At 59.6% G+C, this 17,029-nt stretch carries 17 protein-coding genes; 5 read left to right on the forward strand and 12 right to left on the reverse strand.

The genetic code is table 11. The annotated features are described in order from the left end of the window. The 12 genes from Q8O29_RS06310 to Q8O29_RS06365 all read right to left on the reverse strand — a co-directional run. Positions 1-748, reverse strand: a 748-nt coding sequence (locus Q8O29_RS06310) for a ketose-bisphosphate aldolase (RefSeq protein ID WP_305561209.1), incomplete at its 3' end; no start/stop codon positions are given. A 111-nt stretch (positions 749-859) separates the two neighbouring features. Beyond that, on the reverse strand, positions 860-2,068 hold the full coding sequence (locus Q8O29_RS06315) for a phosphoglycerate kinase (RefSeq protein WP_305561210.1): 1,209 nt from the start codon (positions 2,066-2,068) through the stop codon (positions 860-862). Further along, positions 2,065-3,069: a type I glyceraldehyde-3-phosphate dehydrogenase gene (gene gap / locus Q8O29_RS06320; protein ID WP_305561211.1), complete on the reverse strand. Its 1,005-nt coding sequence runs from the start codon at positions 3,067-3,069 to the stop codon at positions 2,065-2,067. Before gap ends, Q8O29_RS06315 begins: the two co-directional genes overlap by 4 nt. 71 nt (positions 3,070-3,140) lie before the next feature. After that, the gene (locus tag Q8O29_RS06325; RefSeq protein ID WP_305561212.1) at positions 3,141-3,812 is read right to left on the reverse strand and encodes an HAD-IA family hydrolase; all 672 of its coding nucleotides are present in this window, start codon (positions 3,810-3,812) and stop codon (positions 3,141-3,143) included. Positions 3,813-3,825: 13 nt separating this feature from the next. Then, the gene (gene tkt / locus Q8O29_RS06330; protein WP_305561213.1) at positions 3,826-5,937 is read right to left on the reverse strand and encodes a transketolase; all 2,112 of its coding nucleotides are present in this window, start codon (positions 5,935-5,937) and stop codon (positions 3,826-3,828) included. Between the two features lie 19 nt (positions 5,938-5,956). Further along, the gene (locus Q8O29_RS06335; RefSeq protein WP_305561214.1) at positions 5,957-6,841 is read right to left on the reverse strand and encodes a phosphoribulokinase; all 885 of its coding nucleotides are present in this window, start codon (positions 6,839-6,841) and stop codon (positions 5,957-5,959) included. 107 nt (positions 6,842-6,948) lie between these two features. Further along, positions 6,949-8,031 carry a class 1 fructose-bisphosphatase gene (locus Q8O29_RS06340; protein WP_305561215.1) on the reverse strand — a complete coding sequence of 361 codons (1,083 nt, stop codon included), beginning with the start codon at positions 8,029-8,031 and terminating at the stop codon, positions 6,949-6,951. A gap of 32 nt (positions 8,032-8,063) precedes the next feature. After that, complete coding sequence (gene rpe / locus Q8O29_RS06345) at positions 8,064-8,756, reverse strand: ribulose-phosphate 3-epimerase (RefSeq protein WP_305561216.1); 693 nt, start codon at positions 8,754-8,756, stop codon at positions 8,064-8,066. Positions 8,757-8,782: 26 nt separating this feature from the next. After that, on the reverse strand, positions 8,783-9,526 hold the full coding sequence (locus Q8O29_RS06350; RefSeq protein WP_305561217.1) for an HAD-IA family hydrolase: 744 nt from the start codon (positions 9,524-9,526) through the stop codon (positions 8,783-8,785). Beyond that, the gene (gene cbbX, locus Q8O29_RS06355; protein WP_305561218.1) at positions 9,523-10,488 is read right to left on the reverse strand and encodes a CbbX protein; all 966 of its coding nucleotides are present in this window, start codon (positions 10,486-10,488) and stop codon (positions 9,523-9,525) included. Before cbbX ends, Q8O29_RS06350 begins: the two co-directional genes overlap by 4 nt. A 50-nt stretch (positions 10,489-10,538) precedes the next feature. Next, on the reverse strand, positions 10,539-10,973 hold the full coding sequence (locus Q8O29_RS06360; protein WP_305561219.1) for a ribulose bisphosphate carboxylase small subunit: 435 nt from the start codon (positions 10,971-10,973) through the stop codon (positions 10,539-10,541). A gap of 21 nt (positions 10,974-10,994) precedes the next feature. Further along, positions 10,995-12,470, reverse strand: a complete 1,476-nt coding sequence (locus Q8O29_RS06365) for a ribulose-bisphosphate carboxylase large subunit (RefSeq protein ID WP_305561220.1) — start codon at positions 12,468-12,470, stop codon at positions 10,995-10,997. Between the two features lie 108 nt (positions 12,471-12,578). On the opposite strand from Q8O29_RS06365, the gene Q8O29_RS06370 reads away from it, so the two are divergent. From Q8O29_RS06370 to Q8O29_RS06385, 5 genes are all read left to right on the forward strand, one after another. Next, positions 12,579-13,547: a LysR family transcriptional regulator gene (locus tag Q8O29_RS06370; RefSeq protein WP_305561221.1), complete on the forward strand. Its 969-nt coding sequence runs from the start codon at positions 12,579-12,581 to the stop codon at positions 13,545-13,547. A gap of 75 nt (positions 13,548-13,622) precedes the next feature. Beyond that, positions 13,623-14,051, forward strand: coding sequence for a DsrE family protein (locus tag Q8O29_RS06375; RefSeq protein ID WP_305561222.1), 429 nt, complete (start codon positions 13,623-13,625; stop codon positions 14,049-14,051). A gap of 80 nt (positions 14,052-14,131) precedes the next feature. Then, the gene (locus tag Q8O29_RS06380; protein WP_305561223.1) at positions 14,132-15,076 is read left to right on the forward strand and encodes an MBL fold metallo-hydrolase; all 945 of its coding nucleotides are present in this window, start codon (positions 14,132-14,134) and stop codon (positions 15,074-15,076) included. A 6-nt stretch (positions 15,077-15,082) separates the two neighbouring features. Further along, on the forward strand, positions 15,083-15,415 hold the full coding sequence (locus Q8O29_RS20335; protein ID WP_371134165.1) for a SulP family inorganic anion transporter: 333 nt from the start codon (positions 15,083-15,085) through the stop codon (positions 15,413-15,415). A 23-nt stretch (positions 15,416-15,438) separates the two neighbouring features. Continuing rightward, positions 15,439-16,749, forward strand: coding sequence for a DUF3422 family protein (locus tag Q8O29_RS06385; RefSeq protein WP_305561224.1), 1,311 nt, complete (start codon positions 15,439-15,441; stop codon positions 16,747-16,749). The last annotated feature ends 280 nt before the right edge of the window (positions 16,750-17,029 follow it).

The raw sequence follows: 17,029 nt of genomic DNA on the forward strand, positions 1-17,029 counted from the left end.
CGCCATACTGCCGGATGATGGCCAACCATTCCTGCGGCACGCTCGAAGATCCATGCATGACCAGGTGGGTGTTGGGAATCTGCGCGTGAATGGCTTCGATGCGGTCCATGGCCAGAATGTCGCCGGTGGGTTTGCGGGTGAATTTGTAGGCACCGTGGCTGGTACCGATGGCAATGGCCAAAGCGTCCACGCCGGTTTTTGCCACGAAGTCTTTGGCCTGCACCGGATCGGTCAGCATCATGTCGTGCGTCAGTTTTCCCTCGGCGCCCGAGCCGTCTTCTTCGCCCGCTTCGCCAGTCTCCAGGCTGCCCAGGCAACCGAGTTCGCCTTCGACCGACACGCCTATCGGGTGCGCCATGTCGCACACGCGGCGCGTGATCTCAACGTTGTATTCGTAGCTGGCCGGCGTCTTGGCGTCGGCCATCAGCGAGCCGTCCATCATCACGCTGGTAAAGCCCGAGCGAATGGACTGCTGACACACCGCAGCCGATGCGCCGTGGTCCTGATGCACCACCACGGGCACGTAAGGATGCGTCTCGACGGCGGCCAGCATCATGTGGCGCAGATAGGCCTCGCCGGCGTATTTGCGGGCACCGGCCGAAGCCTGCAGGATCACCGGGCTGTCGGTTTCCTGCGCGGCCTCCATGATGGCCAGAATCTGCTCGAGGTTGTTGACGTTGAAGGCGGGCACGCCGTAGCTGTTTTCAGCCGCATGGTCCAGCACCTGGCGAAGTGATACAAAAGCCATAGAAGTTCCTTAAAGTTTAAGTAAAACAGGCCGTAGCCCATATAAAATTTGCGCAAGCAGCTATTAAATCAATAGCAAATCGGTCACACGCGTTGCAGATCAGTCGGCCCGTCAGCCAGTCGCACGCTTCTGCAAAATCTCAAACGCCGGCAGCGTCTTGCCTTCCAGCACTTCCAGAAACGCACCACCGCCGGTCGAGATATAGCCCACTTTTTTTTCAATGCCGTACTTGGCAATCGCCGCCAGCGTGTCGCCACCACCGGCAATGCTGAAGGCGCTGGAGTCGGCAATCGCGTGAGCAATGACCCGGGTGCCGTTTTCAAACGCGGCAAACTCGAACACACCGACCGGGCCGTTCCACACGATGGTGCCAGCCTTTTTGAGCTGCTGTGCCAGCCGATGAGCCGTGTCCGGGCCAATGTCCAGAATCAGGTCGTCGTCCTGTACATCACTGGCTGCCTTGACTTCTGCTTTTGCATCGGCGCTGAAAGTTTTGGCGGTGACCACGTCGGTCGGAATCGGCACCTCGGCGCCGCGCGCCTTCATGGCTGCGATCACGGCTTTGGCTTCGTCCACCAGGCCAGGCTCGGCCAGGCTTTTGCCAATCTTCAGCCCGGCTGCCAGCATGAAGGTGTTGGCAATGCCGCCACCCACAATCAGCTGGTCCACCTTGCCGGCCAGCGCCTTCAAAATGGTGAGTTTGCTGGAGACCTTGGAGCCGGCCACGATGGCAACCAGCGGGCGTTTCGGGCTGGCGAGTGCCTTGGTGATCGCGTCAATTTCGGCCGCCAGCAGCGGGCCGGCACAGGCCAAGGGCGCGTATTGCGCGATGCCGTAGGTCGTGCCTTCGGCGCGGTGCGCGGTGCCAAACGCGTCATGTACAAAGATGTCGCACAGCGCGGCGAGTTTGCGGGCCAGCGCCTCGCTGTTTTTTTTCTCGCCGACGTTGATGCGGCAGTTCTCCAGCAGCACCACCTGTCCGGGCTGCACCGGCTGGCCGTTGACGCGCACGCCATCGACCCAGTTCGACACCAGCGGCACCTTGCGGCCGAGCAGCTCGCCCAGGCGCTTGGCCACCGGGGCCAATGAGTCGGCGGGTTTGAATTCGCCCTCGGTGGGCCGGCCCAGATGGCTGGTCACCATGACGGCGGCACCCGCGTCGAGCGCCATCTGGATGCAAGGCACGCTGGCACGGATGCGCGTGTCTTCGGTAATCGCGCCGCTGTCGTCCTGGGGCACGTTCAGGTCGGCGCGGATGAATACGCGCTGGTTGGCTACCACGCCGCTTTTCACCAGATCGGTAAAACGAAGGACGTTCACAGTGTTTTCCCCAGCACCCGCACCATCTCCAGGCACTTGTTCGAGTAACCCCACTCGTTGTCATACCAGGCGACGACCTTGACGAAGGTGCTGTCCAGCGCGATGCTGGCGTCGGCGTCAAACACGCTGGTGCAGGTCTCGCCGCGGAAGTCGGTGGCCACCACCTTGTCTTCGGTGTAGCCAAGGATGCCCTTGAGCGCGCCTTCGCTCTGCGCTTTCATTTCGGCGCAGATCTCTTTCAGCGTGGCTTCCTTGTTGAGCTCGCAAGTCAAGTCCACCACCGACACATCGGAAGTCGGCACGCGGAAGGACATGCCGGTGAGCTTTTTGTTGAGCTCGGGAATCACCACACCGACGGCCTTGGCCGCGCCGGTGCTCGACGGTATGATGTTTTCCAGAATACCGCGACCGCCGCGCCAGTCCTTGTTGCTCGGGCCGTCCACGGTTTTTTGCGTGGCCGTGGCGGCGTGCACAGTGGTCATCAGGCCGCGCTTGATGCCCCATTTGTCGTTGAGCACCTTGGCAATCGGGGCCAGGCAGTTGGTGGTGCAGCTGGCGTTGGAGATGATGGCTTGGCCGGCGTAGGTCTTGTCGTTGACGCCATACACAAACATCGGGGTGTCGTCTTTGGACGGCGCCGAGAAAATGACTTTTTTCGCGCCGGCAGCCAGGTGTTTTTCACCCGAGGCTTTGTCGAGGAAGAGGCCAGTGGCTTCGAGCACGATGTCGGCGCCAATCTCGTTCCACTTCAAGGCGGCCGGGTCGCGCTCTTGCGTCAGGCGGATCTTTTTGCCGTTGACGATCAGGGTGTTGCCCTCGACCGAGACCTCGCCCTTGAAGCGCCCGTGCACCGAGTCGTACTGCAGCATGTATTTGAGGTAGTCGGGCTCAAGCAAATCGTTGATGCCGACGATTTCGATGTCGCTGAAGTTTTGCACGGCAGCGCGCAAAACGTTGCGGCCGATGCGGCCGAAACCGTTGATGCCTAGTTGGATGGTCATAAATATTTATTGGCTTCCACGTTATCAATAAAAAATGCTCGTAGCCGGACAAGAACCTGGGCAGCCAGCTATTAATTCAATAGCGCAGAACAGTCGGCAATCACCCGGTCCGGCGCGCACGCCTCGATCGGCTGGCCCATGTTGTAGCCGTAGGGCAAGGCCCAGACCATCACGCCCGCGTTGCGGGCGGTAGCGACATCAATCGACGAATCGCCTACAAACAGCGCACGGTGGGCAGGCACTGCAAACACATCCAGACAACTCTGGACTCCCATGGGGTCGGGCTTTTTGGCCGGCAGGGTGTCTCCACTGACTACCCGGTCAAACAAAGGACTCAGTTGGTGAGCATCCAGCACCGTGGCGGTATAGCGCCCCTCCTTGTTGGTCACCACCGCCAACTTGACGCCGCGCTCGCGCAGGGCGACCAGCGTCTCACGCACCTGAGGGTAAAGGTGGCTGCGCGTCCCGCAGCGACTTTGATAGTACTTGTCAAATTCGGCGGCAATCAGCACCAGGGCATCGCTTGCGCGCACAGTGGCAAGGTCTGTCTTCCCGCTTTGGGCCAATGCCTGGATCAGCAGCTCGCGGGTGCCGTGGCCGATCCAGTCATTGACTTGCTGTTGCGTTACCTCGGGCAGGTCGAAGCGGCGCAGTGTATCGTTGACGGCATCACATATTTCAGGCGACGTTTCAATCAACGTGCCATCCAGATCAAACATGACCAGATCAAAGGATTGATTCATGATGGGCTGCGGTTCAGTTTGCGGCCAAAACGATCTGATCGGACAGCAGCCCCGGTGAGCGCTCGTCGGCGCTCATCCAGGTTTCGCGCCGGTGTGCGGCGCGGTGCACCAAGGTACGTACCGCCTCCACCACACGCTGGGCGCTGATGCCAAAGTGGGCGTACAAGTCTTTGGCCGGGGCGGATTCACCAAAGCTGGCGATGCCCACCACCACGCCTGTGCGGCCCACATATTTGCGCCAGAAGTCCGGATGCGCCGCCTCAATAGCCACAGTGGGCAAAGCCAATGGCAACACCATCTCTTGATAGGCCTTAGACTGCCGGTCAAACAGATTGGTGCAAGGCATGGACACCACCCGGGCAGCAATGCCCTCAGCCGCCAGTGCAGCCTGCGCTTCGATGGCCAAGGAGGTTTCCGAGCCCGTCGCCACGATCACCGCCTGCGTGCCTTCCATGTCCGACAGCACATAACCACCGTGGCGAATCGCATCCAGCATGCCCACATCGGTCAGTCGCGGCAGGTTCTGGCGCGACAGACACAGGGCGCTCGGGCCGTCTTCGCGCTCTACGGCACAGGCCCAGGCCACCGCAGTTTCCAGCCCGTCCGCCGGACGCCAGACGTCCAGACCGGGGATGATGCGCAGGCTGGGGACATGCTCGACGCTTTGGTGCGTAGGGCCGTCTTCGCCCAGGCCAATACTGTCGTGCGTGAACACATGAATCACCCGAAGCTTCATGAGCGCGGCCATGCGGATGGCATTTCGGCTGTAGTCACTGAACGTGAGAAAGGTGCCGCCATAAGGGATGTAGCCGCCATGCAGCGCCATGCCGTTCATCATCGCCGCCATGCCGAATTCGCGCACGCCGTAGCTCATGTGGTTGCCCCACTGGTCGCGCCCAGCCTTGATGCAGCCCTTGAAGTTGGTGAGGTTGGAGGCAGTCAGGTCGGCGCTACCGCCAAAAAACTCGGGCAGTAACGGGGCCAGTACATCCAGCGCGTTCTGGCTGGCCTTGCGGGTGGAAAGCGCATCGGGTTTGGCGGCGATGTTGGCCAACAGCAAGGGCAATTTTTCAAAAAACTCGGGCAACAAGTCACCCGCCATACGGCGCTCAAACTCGGTGGCCTTCAGTGGGTACAAGGTGCGGTAGGCTTCAAAACGCAGGCGCCAGGCACGTTCGGCAAACTGGCCACGCTCTACCGCGTTCCAGGCAGCACCGATCCCGGCAGGGATTTCAAACGGCGCGGCGGTCCAACCCAGTGCTTCGCGAGTAGCGGCTACTTCGCTGGCACCCAACGCAGCCCCATGCACATCGTGGGTACCCGCTTTATTGGGTGAGCCCTGGCCGATCACCGTCTGACAACAGATCAGCGTAGGCTTTCCGCCAGGCGCAATGGCCTGGGCTTTGGCAGCCCGAATGGCAGCATCGACGGCGGCGGGGTCGTGCCCATCCACCACCGGTATCACGTGCCAGCCATAGGCCTCAAAGCGCCTGGGCGTGTCGTCGGTAAACCAGCCCTCGACATGGCCGTCGATGGAAATGCCGTTGTCGTCATACAGCGCGACCAGTTTCGAGAGGCGCAAGGTACCCGCCAGCGAGCAGGCCTCGTGGCTGATGCCTTCCATCAGGCAGCCGTCACCCAAAAAAGCATAGGTGAAATGGTTCACGATGTTGTGGTTTACGCCGTCTTCCTCGCGGTTGAACTCTTGCGCCAGCAGTTTTTCCGCCAGCGCCATGCCCACGGCATTGGTAATGCCCTGACCCAACGGGCCCGTGGTGGTTTCCACGCCCGGCGTCACGCCCACCTCAGGGTGGCCGGCCGTTTTACTGTGTAGCTGGCGGAATTTTTTGAGCTCCTCCATGGGCAGGTCATAACCCGTCAGGTGCAGCAGCGCGTAAATCAGCATCGAGCCGTGGCCATTGGAAAGGACGAAGCGGTCGCGATCAGGCCACAGCGGGTTGGTCGGGTTGTGCTGTAAATGGCGGTTCCACAAAACTTCGGCAATGTCAGCCATACCCATGGGAGCGCCGGGATGACCGGACTTTGCTTTTTCAACCGCATCGACGGCGAGCATACGAATGGCATTGGCCATCTGGCGAGCGAGTTCAGGGGTGGGCGTATTCATGGTGCGTTTCTCCAATGCCTCAGTTCGAACCCAGCGCCCGCTTGCGGCGCTCCATCATTCGCCAAACAAAGGGCGTGAAGATCAATTGCATGGCCAACTCCATCTTGCCGCCGGGTACCACGATGGTATTGGCGCGGCTCATGAAGCTGGCGTCAATCATGTTCAGCAGGTACTGAAAATCAATGCCCTTGGGCTTGGCAAAACGAATCACCACCATGCTCTCGTCGGGCGAAGGGATGTCGCGGGCAATGAACGGGTTAGAGGTATCCACCATCGGGACGCGCTGAAAGTTCACATGCGTGTGCATGAACTGTGGACAGATGTAGTTCACATAGTCGGGCATGCGGCGCAGGATGGTGTCAGTCACCGCTTCGGTGCTGTAACCCCGCTTGGACTTGTCGCGCCACAGCTTCTGGATCCACTCCAGGTTGATCACAGGCACCACGCCCACCAGCAGGTCGGGGTGCTGGGCAATGTTGACTTCCGTCGTGACAACCGCACCATGCAGACCTTCGTAAAAAAGCAGGTCGGTGTTGGCAGGCACGTCCTCCCAGGGGGTAAAGGTGCCCGGTTCCTGCTTGTAGGGCGCGGCCTCTTCGGTGTCGTGCAGATACTTGCGGCGCCTGCCCGTGCCGGTCTCGGCATAAGCGCGAAAAAGCGCAGCCAATTCAGGGAACAGGTTGTTCTCGGGTCCGAAGTGGCTGAAATTGTTGTCGCCCGCTTTTTCTGCCTCATCCGCCTTGACTTTCATTGCCTTGCGGTCGTGACGGTGAAAACTGTCGCCCTCGATGACAGCAGCGTTGACCCCTTCGCGGCGGAAGATATTTTCGAACGTGCGAGTCACCGAGGTGGTGCCTGCACCGGACGAACCCGTGATGGCAATGATGGGATGGCGCTCAGACATGATGGTGTATCCGTAGGTAAGAAATATGGTTCAAAAAGGCCTCAACCCCTTGTACGACGGGCGCAGACAGCTACTATATTAATAGCGCCCGGCTGGCAACAAACGAATCAGACACGGAACAGACTGCGTTCGGCAAACAGCGGGTTATCCTGCTCGGTTTTCACGGGCTCTGCGTGGTAGCGCTCAATCCGCTCCACTTCGCTTTTAGACCCAAACACCAGGCCAATGCGCTGATGCAGCGACGTGGGCTGCACTTCCAGCATCGGCTGGTGGCCGGTCGAAGCGCGACCACCGGCTTGCTCCATGATCAAACCAATTGGATTGGCCTCGTACAGCAGACGCAGGCGACCGGGCTTGGACAGGTCTTTGGTGTCGCGTGGGTAGAGAAAAACGCCGCCGCGCATCAGGATGCGGTGCGCCTCGGCCACCATGCTGGCAATCCAGCGCATGTTGAAGTCTTTGGCGCGGGGCCCGGTTTTTCCAGCCAGGCATTCATCCACATAGCGCTTGACGGGAGCCTCCCAGAAGCGGCTGTTGGAGGCGTTGATCGCGAACTCCTGCGTCTCTTTCGGGATCTGCATCTTCGGGTGCGTCAGCATGAATTCACCGAAATTGGGGTCGAGGGTGAAGCCGTTGACGCCGTCACCCACCGTGAGAACCAGCATGGTGGTGGGGCCATACAGCGCGTAACCTGCAGCGACTTGCTGCAAACCGGGCTGCAGGAAATCCGCCTCAAGCACATCGCGCCCCGTATCCGGCCCCCGGAGTACCGAAAAAATGCTGCCCACGGACACATTCACATCAATATTGCTGGATCCGTCGAGCGGGTCAAACACCAGCAAATACTTGCCCCGCGGGTACTGCCCTGGAACTTGATAGGGTAAATCCATCTCCTCCGAAGCCATACCTGCGAGGTTGCCCGCCCACTCGGTGCGCCGAATGAAAACGTCGTTGCTCAGTACATCGAGTTTTTTTTGCGTCTCACCCTGCACATTCACAGAGCCGCCCTGCTCGACCGCGTGATTGCCCATCACACCACCCAGTTCACCAAAAGCAACCGCACGGGCAATGGCTTTGCAGGCGAGGGCCACGTCCAGAATCAGGGCATTGAAGTCTCCGCTGGCTTCGGGGAAGCGGCGGCGCTCCTCGATCAGGAATTGCGTCAGGGTCGAGCGGTTGGTTAAAGGCATGGTGTGTTTCGTCGTTTTTTTAAGTTTCGGTTTCAGTGTGCATCGGCCTGGCTGCGCAGTTCGCGCATGATGCCGTGGTAGCCACCATCGGCATCGGGCGCGCCAAACACGGCACTTCCCGCCACGCAAGTGTCGGCACCGGCCTTCACAATGTCAGCGATGTTGTCGGTCTTCACACCGCCATCGACTTCCAGCCAGATCGGCTGGCCACCGCGCGCTTTATGCGCTTCAATACGCTGACGCACGAGGCGTAACTTTCCCAGCGTGGCTGGGATAAATTTTTGCCCGCCAAAGCCGGGGTTGACGCTCATCAACAAAACGATGTCCAGCTTGTCCATGACATGGTCCAGCCAATCCACAGACGTTGCCGGGTTGAGCACCAGCCCGGCCTTGCAACCGTGCTCCCTGATCAGCGACAGCGTGCGGTCCACATGACGCGAGGCCTCGGGGTGGAAGGTGATGATGTTGGCACCGGCCTTGGCAAACAGTGGAATCAGTGCATCCACCGGCTCAACCATCAAGTGCACGTCAATCGGGATCGTCACATGCGGGCGAATGGCTTCGCAGACCAGCGGCCCGATGGTGAGGTTGGGCACGTAATGGTTGTCCATCACGTCGAAGTGAACCAGGTCGGCGCCGGCGGCCTCGATGGCGCGAACCTCTTCGCCCAGGCGGGCAAAGTCTGCAGAGAGGATGGACGGCGCAATGCGGAGGGAGCGGGACATGGTGGGGCTTGCCTGTGAAACGAACATTAACGACGTGGCGCATGCATGGGTCCGGCGGCATGCAGGCTTGCCAGCTGCGCCAGGCTGCAACCGGACAGATCAGGCAGAACGGCCAGCGCACCTGAAAAATCATGGTGCGCGGTGAAAGCGTTGGTGGTGATGACGGTGGGCAGCGCCGCCGCCATCGCGGCACGCAAGCCGTTGGCAGAGTCTTCAAGGGCCAGGCAGGCGGATGCGGGCAACTGCAGCCGGCTCAGCGTTTGCAGATACACCTGCGGGTGCGGCTTCTTGCGGGGCGCGGTGGAGGCGTCTTCAATGACCCTGAAAAACCGTGACCAGTCCGGACCGATGGCGGTGCGCAGCAGCGCGGAAATATTGACTGGCGAGGTGGTCGTGGCAATGGCCATTTGCATGCCGGCGTCATGGGCTTTCTCGATCAGCTTCAACACGCCAGGCCGCAACTGCACCCCGCCGTCGCCCACCATGCGCTCATACACCGCTGTTTTCTGGTCATGAATGCGCTGCACCGTGTCGGTAAACGCGGCGTTGTCGATGATTTTGAGATCCGGCTGCACCTGCCGCCAGTAGTGCGTGATGCGCTCCTTGCCGCCGGACACCTCCAGCAGCCGGGTGTAGAGCGGCTCGTCCCACTGCCAGGGCAAGCCTTCCTGCACAAAAGCTGCATTGAACGCTGCCATGTGGGCCAGTTCGGTGTCGGCCAGCGTGCCATCGACATCAAAAATCAGCGCCTGCAAAGGGGGGTTGATCATGGCTGCCTTTTCACCGGCGACTGGAACACGCGGCTGGCGCGAATATCGCGCTCTTCAATGGTGGTCAGATCGTCCACGGTGAGTACCCGGTCGCGGTCTTCAAACAAGCGGCTGGCCTGGCGCAGCCGCGCCCGCTCCAGCGCATTGCGGGCGCTGCGCGCATTGGCAAAATGAGGCTGCCCGATGCGCAGTGTGAGGTACTCCTCAAACACCTGGGCTGCGCCTGAGCCGAAGCGGTAGTTCTGGTCGCCCAGCATTTTTTGCGAGATTTGCATCAACTCGCCGACCGCATAGTCGGGGAAATCAATATGGTGGGCAATGCGCGAACTCATGCCCGGGTTGCTCTGGAAGAAGGTGTCCATCCGGTCCTTGTAGCCGGCCAGAATCACCACCAGATCATCGCGCTGGTTTTCCATGATTTGCAGCAGAATTTCGATGGCCTCCTGCCCGTAGTCGCGTTCGTTTTCAGGGCGGTACAGGTAGTAGGCCTCGTCAATGAAAAGCACGCCGCCCATGGCTTTTTTAAGCACTTCACGCGTCTTGGGCGCGGTGTGACCGATGTACTGGCCGACCAGATCGTCACGCGTGACCGCAACCATATGCCCTTTGCGCACATAGCCCAGTCGGTGCAATATTTCAGCCATGCGCATGGCCACCGTGGTCTTGCCTGTGCCCGGGTTGCCGGTAAAACACATATGCAGGGAAGGCGCCTGGGCGGCCAGACCCAGGTTCAGGCGCAGCTTGTCGATCACCAGCAGCGCGGCAATGTCACGGATGCGTGCCTTGACCGGAGCCAGCCCCACCAGCGAGTCGTCCAGTTCCTGCAGTACCGGCTCCACATGGGAATGCGCCAGCACTTCGGCCACCGTACGTGCTGCGGCCAGCGAGTTGTCCGCGGGAGCGCTTGCGACAACGGCTTGCCCCGCCACCTGACCGGGAATCGAATGCATTGGTGCGTTCATGATCGAAAAGTTCCTTCGCCAGTCAGGTCTGCAAGACTATAGCGGTACGCTTAATAACGTTCGCCTTCGGGCTTGTCGGTCGCGTAGGAGTGGATGGTGTAGCGCATCGTTCGCCCATCGGTCTCATGGCGCTCGAGGCGGAAGCCAGGCTCTTTCTTGGGACGGTTGACGATGTAGGACATGGTCACGCTCTCCACCCCCCGCACGGCGCTGAAAGCCGTCACGCGGATGTAGTGGTTCGGGTACGTCTTGCGGCAGTTGTTGATCTCCATCAAGATGCCGGCCGGGTCCTTCATGTCAAACATCGGGTTGCCGAACATTTCCCAATAGGTGTTGCGCGGGTGCGGGTCATCGGTGTATTCGATACCGAGCGACCAGCCTTTGTCCAGTGCGTACTGCACCTGTGCGGTGATCTGCTTATCGGTCAGGTCTGGCAGAAATGAAAACTGGCCTTGCGTAACGCGGCCGCCGAGATTGGTCATCATGGTTTTTCTCCTGAATGGGTTTTAGGCGCTGGCTGTAGGGGTCGCCACAAAGTCGGGGCTGTCGGTGGAGGCGTAGTTGAAAGACACGTCCTTCCAGGTCGCCAGACCGGCTTTGAGCGGGCCGCACCACTTGGCTGCATCAGCCAGAATCTGCGGGCCTTCGTTCCAGATGTCGCGGCCTTCGTTGCGCGCCATGATCATGACTTCGAGTGCGGTACGGTTTGCAATCGCACCGGCCTGGATGCCGTCCGGGTGGCCGATGGTGCCGCCGCCGAACTGTAGAACCACGTCGTCGCCAAGGTAATGCAGCAACTGGTGCATCTGACCGGCGTGAATACCACCGGAGGCTACCGGCATCACCTTGTTCAGCGAAGCCCAGTCTTGTTCAAAGAACAGGCCCTTTTCGAGCTGCACCGGGGTGTGCGTGTCCAGCAGGGTGTCGTAGTAACCGCGAATCATCATCGGGTCGCCTTCCAGCTTGCCGACCACGGTGCCGGCGTGGATGTGATCGACACCCGCCATGCGCATCCACTTGCAGATCACGCGAAAACTCATGCCGTGATTTTTCTGGCGCGAATAGGTCGAGTTGCCGGCGCGATGCAGGTGCAGAATCATGTCGTTCTTGCGTGCCCAGACCGCCATGGACTGAATGGCGGTGTAGCCAATCACCAGGTCGATCATGATGATGATCGAGCCCAGCGATTTGGCGAATTCAGCACGCGCGTACATCTCTTCCATGGTGCCGGCGGTCACGTTCAGGTAGTGGCCCTTGACTTCACCGGTAGCGGCAGACGCTTTGTTCACCGCATCCATGCAGTACAGGAAACGGTCACGCCAGTGCATGAAGGGCTGCGAGTTGATGTTCTCGTCGTCTTTCATGAAGTCCAGACCGCCCTTGAGCGCTTCGTACACCACGCGGCCATAGTTACGGCCAGACAAACCCAGTTTCGGCTTGGTCGTCGCCCCCAGCAGCGGTCGACCAAACTTGTCCATACGCTCGCGCTCGACAACCACGCCAGTGGCCGGGCCCTGGAAAGTCTTGAGGTAAGCCACCGGGATGCGCATGTCTTCCAGGCGCAAGGCTTTAACAGCCTTCATGCCAAACACGTTACCGATGATGGAAGCGGTCAGGTTGGCAATCGAGTTGCCTTCAAACAGGTCGATGTCGTAGGCGATGTAGGCAAAATATTGCGCCTCGGTGTTGGTGCCGGGGCCGGTGTTGGGCACCAGGTCAACCCGGTAGGCCTTGGCGCGGTACATCTCGCAAGCGGTCAGGCGGTCGGTCCAAACCACCGTCCAGGTGGCGGTGGAGGATTCGCCAGCGACGGCAGCCGCACATTCATCGGCCTCGACACCGTCTTGGGGGGTCATGCGGAACATGGCCAGCACGTCGGTTTCCTTGATCGCGTAATCAGGATCCCAGTAGCCCATCTTTTTGTACGGAATGACGCCTGCGCTGTAACGCTCCTTGGCATCGGTAATTTGTGTGTTGCCCATCGCTTTGCTCCTGTTCGGTAAAGTGAAATACGGTGTAGGCAGACTATAAGAATTAACTTAAATAAGGTAAATTCAAGAATAGTTAATTTTAAATTAAGGTAAAGCTGAATGAAAAATATCACCTTCCGGCAACTGCGCGTTTTTAACGAGGTAGCGCGCCACCTGAGCTTTTCCAAAGCAGCCCAGGCTCTGCACCTGACGCCGCCGGCCGTGACCATGCAGGTCAAGGAGCTGGAGGGCCATGTGGGCCTGCCGCTGTTCGAGCGCCAGGGCCGGCAGGTGACGCTGACCACTGTGGGCGAATACATGCTGGTGTATGCGCGCAAGATGCTTGCCACGCTCAAGGACGCCGAGGATGCGGCGGCACGGCTCAGGCGGGTCGAAGTGGGTAGGTTGACCATCGGCATGGTAAGCACCGCCAAATATTTTCTGCCGCGCCTGGTGACGCTGTTTCGCCGTGAGCACGAGGGTGTCGAGATCAGGCTGGTCGTAGGCAATCGCGAACTGCTGGTGCAGATGCTGCACGCCAATGAGGTCGACATCGCCATCATGGGCCGCCCGCCAAGAGAGCTGGCCACGCGCGCCGAACCCTTTGCTGCGCATCCCCATGTGTTCGTCGCACCCATCGACCACCCCTTGCTGAGGTTTGGCGACCAGACCGTGGAATCTCTGCGCCCGTATGGCTTCATCGTCCGTGAACCGGGATCGGGCTCGCGCGCCGCCATGGAACAGTTTTTTCAGTCAGCCCGGCTGGAGCCCAAAGTAATCATGGAAATGGGGAGCAATGAGACCATCAAGCAGGCCGTGATGGCGGGCATGGGGCTGAGCTTTTTGTCGCTGCACACGCTAGGGCTGGAACTGGACAACAAGCTGATAGCGGTGCTGGAGGTGGAAGGCACTCCGATAGTGCGCGCCTGGAATTGCGTGCATACCCTGTCCAAGCTGCTTTCCCCGGCGGCCGAGGCCTTTCGCTACTTTGTGCTGGAGCGCGGAGAAGGCTTCATGGCCGAACAATTCGGCCGATTTACCCCCACACCGCATACTGCCGCCGCGAATCGCCGCAACGCGGGGGAGTAAAACCCCGATATTACATTCGATATCGCTGATATAAGATGTATTGGCGCTTCCAACACCCTATCTCAGGAGACTGACATGCATTTCATCATTAAACGTTTTTCTGCCGTTATTTGTTTTGTGTTGATAAGCAGTGCCGCGATGGCACAAGACCGGGTGGTCTACCACATTGACGATGCGGCAACCCAGGCCACCAAGGGGCTACGTAATGTTCGCAACCACCTGGACGTGGCACCGAAAACCAGGATCACGGTGGTGACACACGCCAACGGCGTGGATTTTCTGATGGAAGATGCCAAGGACGCAAAGAACCCGTCGGTTGACTACGGCTCTTTGGTCAGTGCCCTGAAGGCGCGCGGCGTCACTTTCGAGGTGTGCGAAATCACGCTCATAAACAGAAGCTTGAAGAAAGAACAGTTCACTCTGGATGCGGCGTTCACGCCGTCGGGGGTTGCTCGCATCGCGGAGCTGCAGCTACGTGAGCGAGCTGCGTACATCAAACCCTGACCCTCGCGGCCTGGGCTATCCACTTTCCTGGCAGTAAACGCCAGGAAATTTTTTACGCGCCATTCATCCAGGAACCAGCCATGCGTTCTTTGCCGATTTTCATTTTGCGCGCTATTGCCGTTTTTGTGACGGGCGGTCTGCTGGCAAGCATGTCTGCTGCGGCTGTAGAAGTAAAGTTTCAGTCTGTCGCCGCAGGGGTTTTCGCGCATGTCGGAGACAAGGGCGCGCGCAGCTATGCCAACGAAGGGCTGAACGCCAACATTGGCCTGGTGGTGACATCCGGGGGCGCGGTGCTCATCGACAGTGGTGCCACGTTTGAATCCGCCCGCCAGATTCACGAGGCGGTCAAATCCGTCACCAGCCAACCCGTCAAATGGGTAATCAATACCGGCGGCCAGGACCATCGATGGCTGGGTAACGGCTATTTTGCAGCGCAGGGCGCACAAATCATTGCCCATGAAAACGCCCGAGCTGACATGATGGCGCGCGGCGGTGACCACCTGGCCGCTTTGAAGGTTGCGCTTGGGGAGCGCACCAACGGAACCTCCCCTACACTGCCTACACGCTGGATAACCGGCGAAGATGCGCAACTTGTTCTGGGCGGTGTGGTGATCGCCCTGCGTCATCGCGGCGGCGGCCACACGCCGGGCGACATGATGGTCTGGCTGGCGCAACCGCAAGTGCTGTTCTCGGGGGACATTGTGTATGTAGACCGCCTGCTGAGTGTCATTCCCGTGAGCAACACACGGGCATGGCTGGCCACCTTCGATGTCATTGATGCCTTGCGGCCGGAGCGAGTGGTGCCTGGACACGGCGACATCACCGATCTGGTCACCGCACAACGCCAGACACGCGACTACCTGCGTTCGCTGCGCTCGCACATGAAGAAAGCTGTAGACGACTCCGTCGACATCAGCGCCGCAGTCAAATCTTTTAACGCCCAGCCATGGGCGGCGCTGCTGAACGCTACAGACCTGTTGCCGGGAAATGCCAGCCGTACCTATCTGGAGCTGGAGCGGGATTGAGTTTCTATCAAAACGACTGATGCAGCAGCTAGCGTGACTACCGGAATGGTATTGATATCTCAGGCCGTCGCATTTACACAATTCGCAGGGCATCCGCCTCAAGCGGGCCTGGCAGCAAGTGTTCTTCCAATGAGCGCATATGCCTTACTTGAAAGCATTGAAAGCAGCCGCACGCTGTCAGTGGGGCCTGCCACTGCGGCAGCACTGATGGTTGCGGCAGTATTGTCTCGAATTGATGCACAGCCAATGGCGCTACCATACGCCCGCTGGGCGAGGAGGCCGAAGAGCCGGCAGCGGGTGCTGGGCCAGAGCGACACCGACCGGGCTATGGCGCCCTAAGTCCCTTTCTTACCAACCCAATCATGGTTACAAGCTTTTTGCCTACCGACGACCTGCTGCGCACCGTGCTGCACAACGAAGTGCATGCACGGCCGTCAGCCCGCGTGCGGCTACCTGCCTTCATTGTTTATGTGGCTGTACTTAACGCGGGCATAAGCCGCGAACAGGAATGCGAGCATCTTCGCGGTCTGCCGGACCAGAAAAATCTGGCGCTGGACAGTCTTGACGGCAACTTTTTGCTTTTGCGATTCGAAGGCTATACCGTCAAGTGGGAGCGGCACACCGAGTTCACACGCTACTCCATCGTACAACCGCTAGAGACCGATGCAGTGTTGGGTACTTCAGAACCGAATCTGCTCTCAACGCTGATGGTTACGCCCGATTGGCTACGCAACATTCCGGGGCGGACGATCGCAGCCATCCAGCTGGTCATGGTTCATGCTGACCTGAGCGATGAATCCGCAACAATGGCCCGCGCTCAGCATTGGTTCGGCGGGCGCACGCTGGTGGCTTCGCAACTGGGCGGGGGACACTCCTGGGCACTGACAGACTTTCACCTTGCCCACAACGGGTTTGAGCGCATCCTGGCAATCGCTCAGACGGGCATCAGCCAGACGCGCGCAGGACGTATCTCCCAGCGTTTGCTGGAGCTGGAAACTTACCGCCTGATGGCTTTGCGCGGGCTGCCAGTAGCCAAGCAATTGGGGCCCATACTGGCAGAGGCCGAAAGCTCACTGGCGGCCATCACGGCGCTGCTGGAGAACAAGGCGGCCTCAGACCAGGAGTTGCTTGACACACTGGTATCACTTGCTGCTCGTGTGGAACGCGCCACGGCAGAACACACCTACCGCTTCTCGGCAACGCAGGCCTACAACACGCTGGTCAGCCAGCGCATCGCCGAGCTCCGCGAAAAAGCCATTCCCGGCACTCAGACTATAGGAGAGTTCATGCAACGGCGTCTATCGCCCGCGATGGCGACTGTGACGGCTACAGCACAACGTTTGGCCTCGCTGTCGGAGCGGGTCTCGCGCACCAGCGCCCTCATGCGAACCCGGGTAGACATTGCCACCGAAGCACAGAATCAGTTGTTGCTGGAAAAGCTTACCCGCGGTCAGGAACTGCAATTACGCCTGCAATCCACAGTGGAGGGACTGTCGATCATGGCGATCTCCTATTACATCGTCAGTTTGCTGCTGTACGCCGCCAAAGCACTCAAATCTGCAGGTGTGCCGTTGAACGCGGAAATCGCAACCGGTGTCTTGATCCCAGTGGTGTTATGGAGCGTGTGGCGGACCACGCGCCGCATTCATGCGAAATTGCGCACCAGCCGATGAAAGTCTTTTTTTAAGAAATATCACCCTCCAGCCCAACTGGAATGGACGTGAATAGCTACTAAAACAGGAGCGTTTCTCTAAATTCCTCTTTCAGGTGCAGGGCGCGCAGCTAAACAGGTAATTCGCTTGCACGGGATGGGCTAGGAGCTTGGGCGGCAGAAGGCGTCGAAGCGAAAAGTGGCCCCGGCGAGGACAGTTTTTGCCGGGTTTGCAGCGCCATAGCCGTAGCTATGGGGCAAAAAGCCGGTGAAAAATGGACCGTCGCGGCCGCTTTGCAGCC

Source organism: Polaromonas sp. (assembly GCF_030689685.1).
Classification (GTDB): Bacteria; Pseudomonadota; Gammaproteobacteria; order Burkholderiales; family Burkholderiaceae_C; genus Polaromonas.

Excerpts from the sequence above, each read along its gene's own strand:
- Q8O29_RS06385 (WP_305561224.1), top strand. The coding sequence starts at position 15,439 with ATGGTTACAAGCTTTTTGCCTACCGACGACCTGCTGCGCACCGTGCTG.
- Q8O29_RS06340 (WP_305561215.1), bottom strand. The coding sequence starts at position 8,031 with ATGCCTTTAACCAACCGCTCGACCCTGACGCAATTCCTGATCGAGGAG.
- Q8O29_RS06325 (WP_305561212.1), bottom strand. The coding sequence starts at position 3,812 with ATGAATCAATCCTTTGATCTGGTCATGTTTGATCTGGATGGCACGTTG.
- Q8O29_RS06360 (WP_305561219.1), bottom strand. The coding sequence starts at position 10,973 with ATGATGACCAATCTCGGCGGCCGCGTTACGCAAGGCCAGTTTTCATTT.
- Q8O29_RS06370 (WP_305561221.1), top strand. The coding sequence starts at position 12,579 with ATGAAAAATATCACCTTCCGGCAACTGCGCGTTTTTAACGAGGTAGCG.
- rpe (WP_305561216.1), bottom strand. The coding sequence starts at position 8,756 with ATGTCCCGCTCCCTCCGCATTGCGCCGTCCATCCTCTCTGCAGACTTT.
- Q8O29_RS06350 (WP_305561217.1), bottom strand. The coding sequence starts at position 9,526 with ATGATCAACCCCCCTTTGCAGGCGCTGATTTTTGATGTCGATGGCACG.
- cbbX (WP_305561218.1), bottom strand. The coding sequence starts at position 10,488 with ATGAACGCACCAATGCATTCGATTCCCGGTCAGGTGGCGGGGCAAGCC.
- gap (WP_305561211.1), bottom strand. The coding sequence starts at position 3,069 with ATGACCATCCAACTAGGCATCAACGGTTTCGGCCGCATCGGCCGCAAC.
- tkt (WP_305561213.1), bottom strand. The coding sequence starts at position 5,937 with ATGAATACGCCCACCCCTGAACTCGCTCGCCAGATGGCCAATGCCATT.
- Q8O29_RS06375 (WP_305561222.1), top strand. The coding sequence starts at position 13,623 with ATGCATTTCATCATTAAACGTTTTTCTGCCGTTATTTGTTTTGTGTTG.
- Q8O29_RS06380 (WP_305561223.1), top strand. The coding sequence starts at position 14,132 with ATGCGTTCTTTGCCGATTTTCATTTTGCGCGCTATTGCCGTTTTTGTG.
- Q8O29_RS06335 (WP_305561214.1), bottom strand. The coding sequence starts at position 6,841 with ATGTCTGAGCGCCATCCCATCATTGCCATCACGGGTTCGTCCGGTGCA.
- Q8O29_RS06365 (WP_305561220.1), bottom strand. The coding sequence starts at position 12,470 with ATGGGCAACACACAAATTACCGATGCCAAGGAGCGTTACAGCGCAGGC.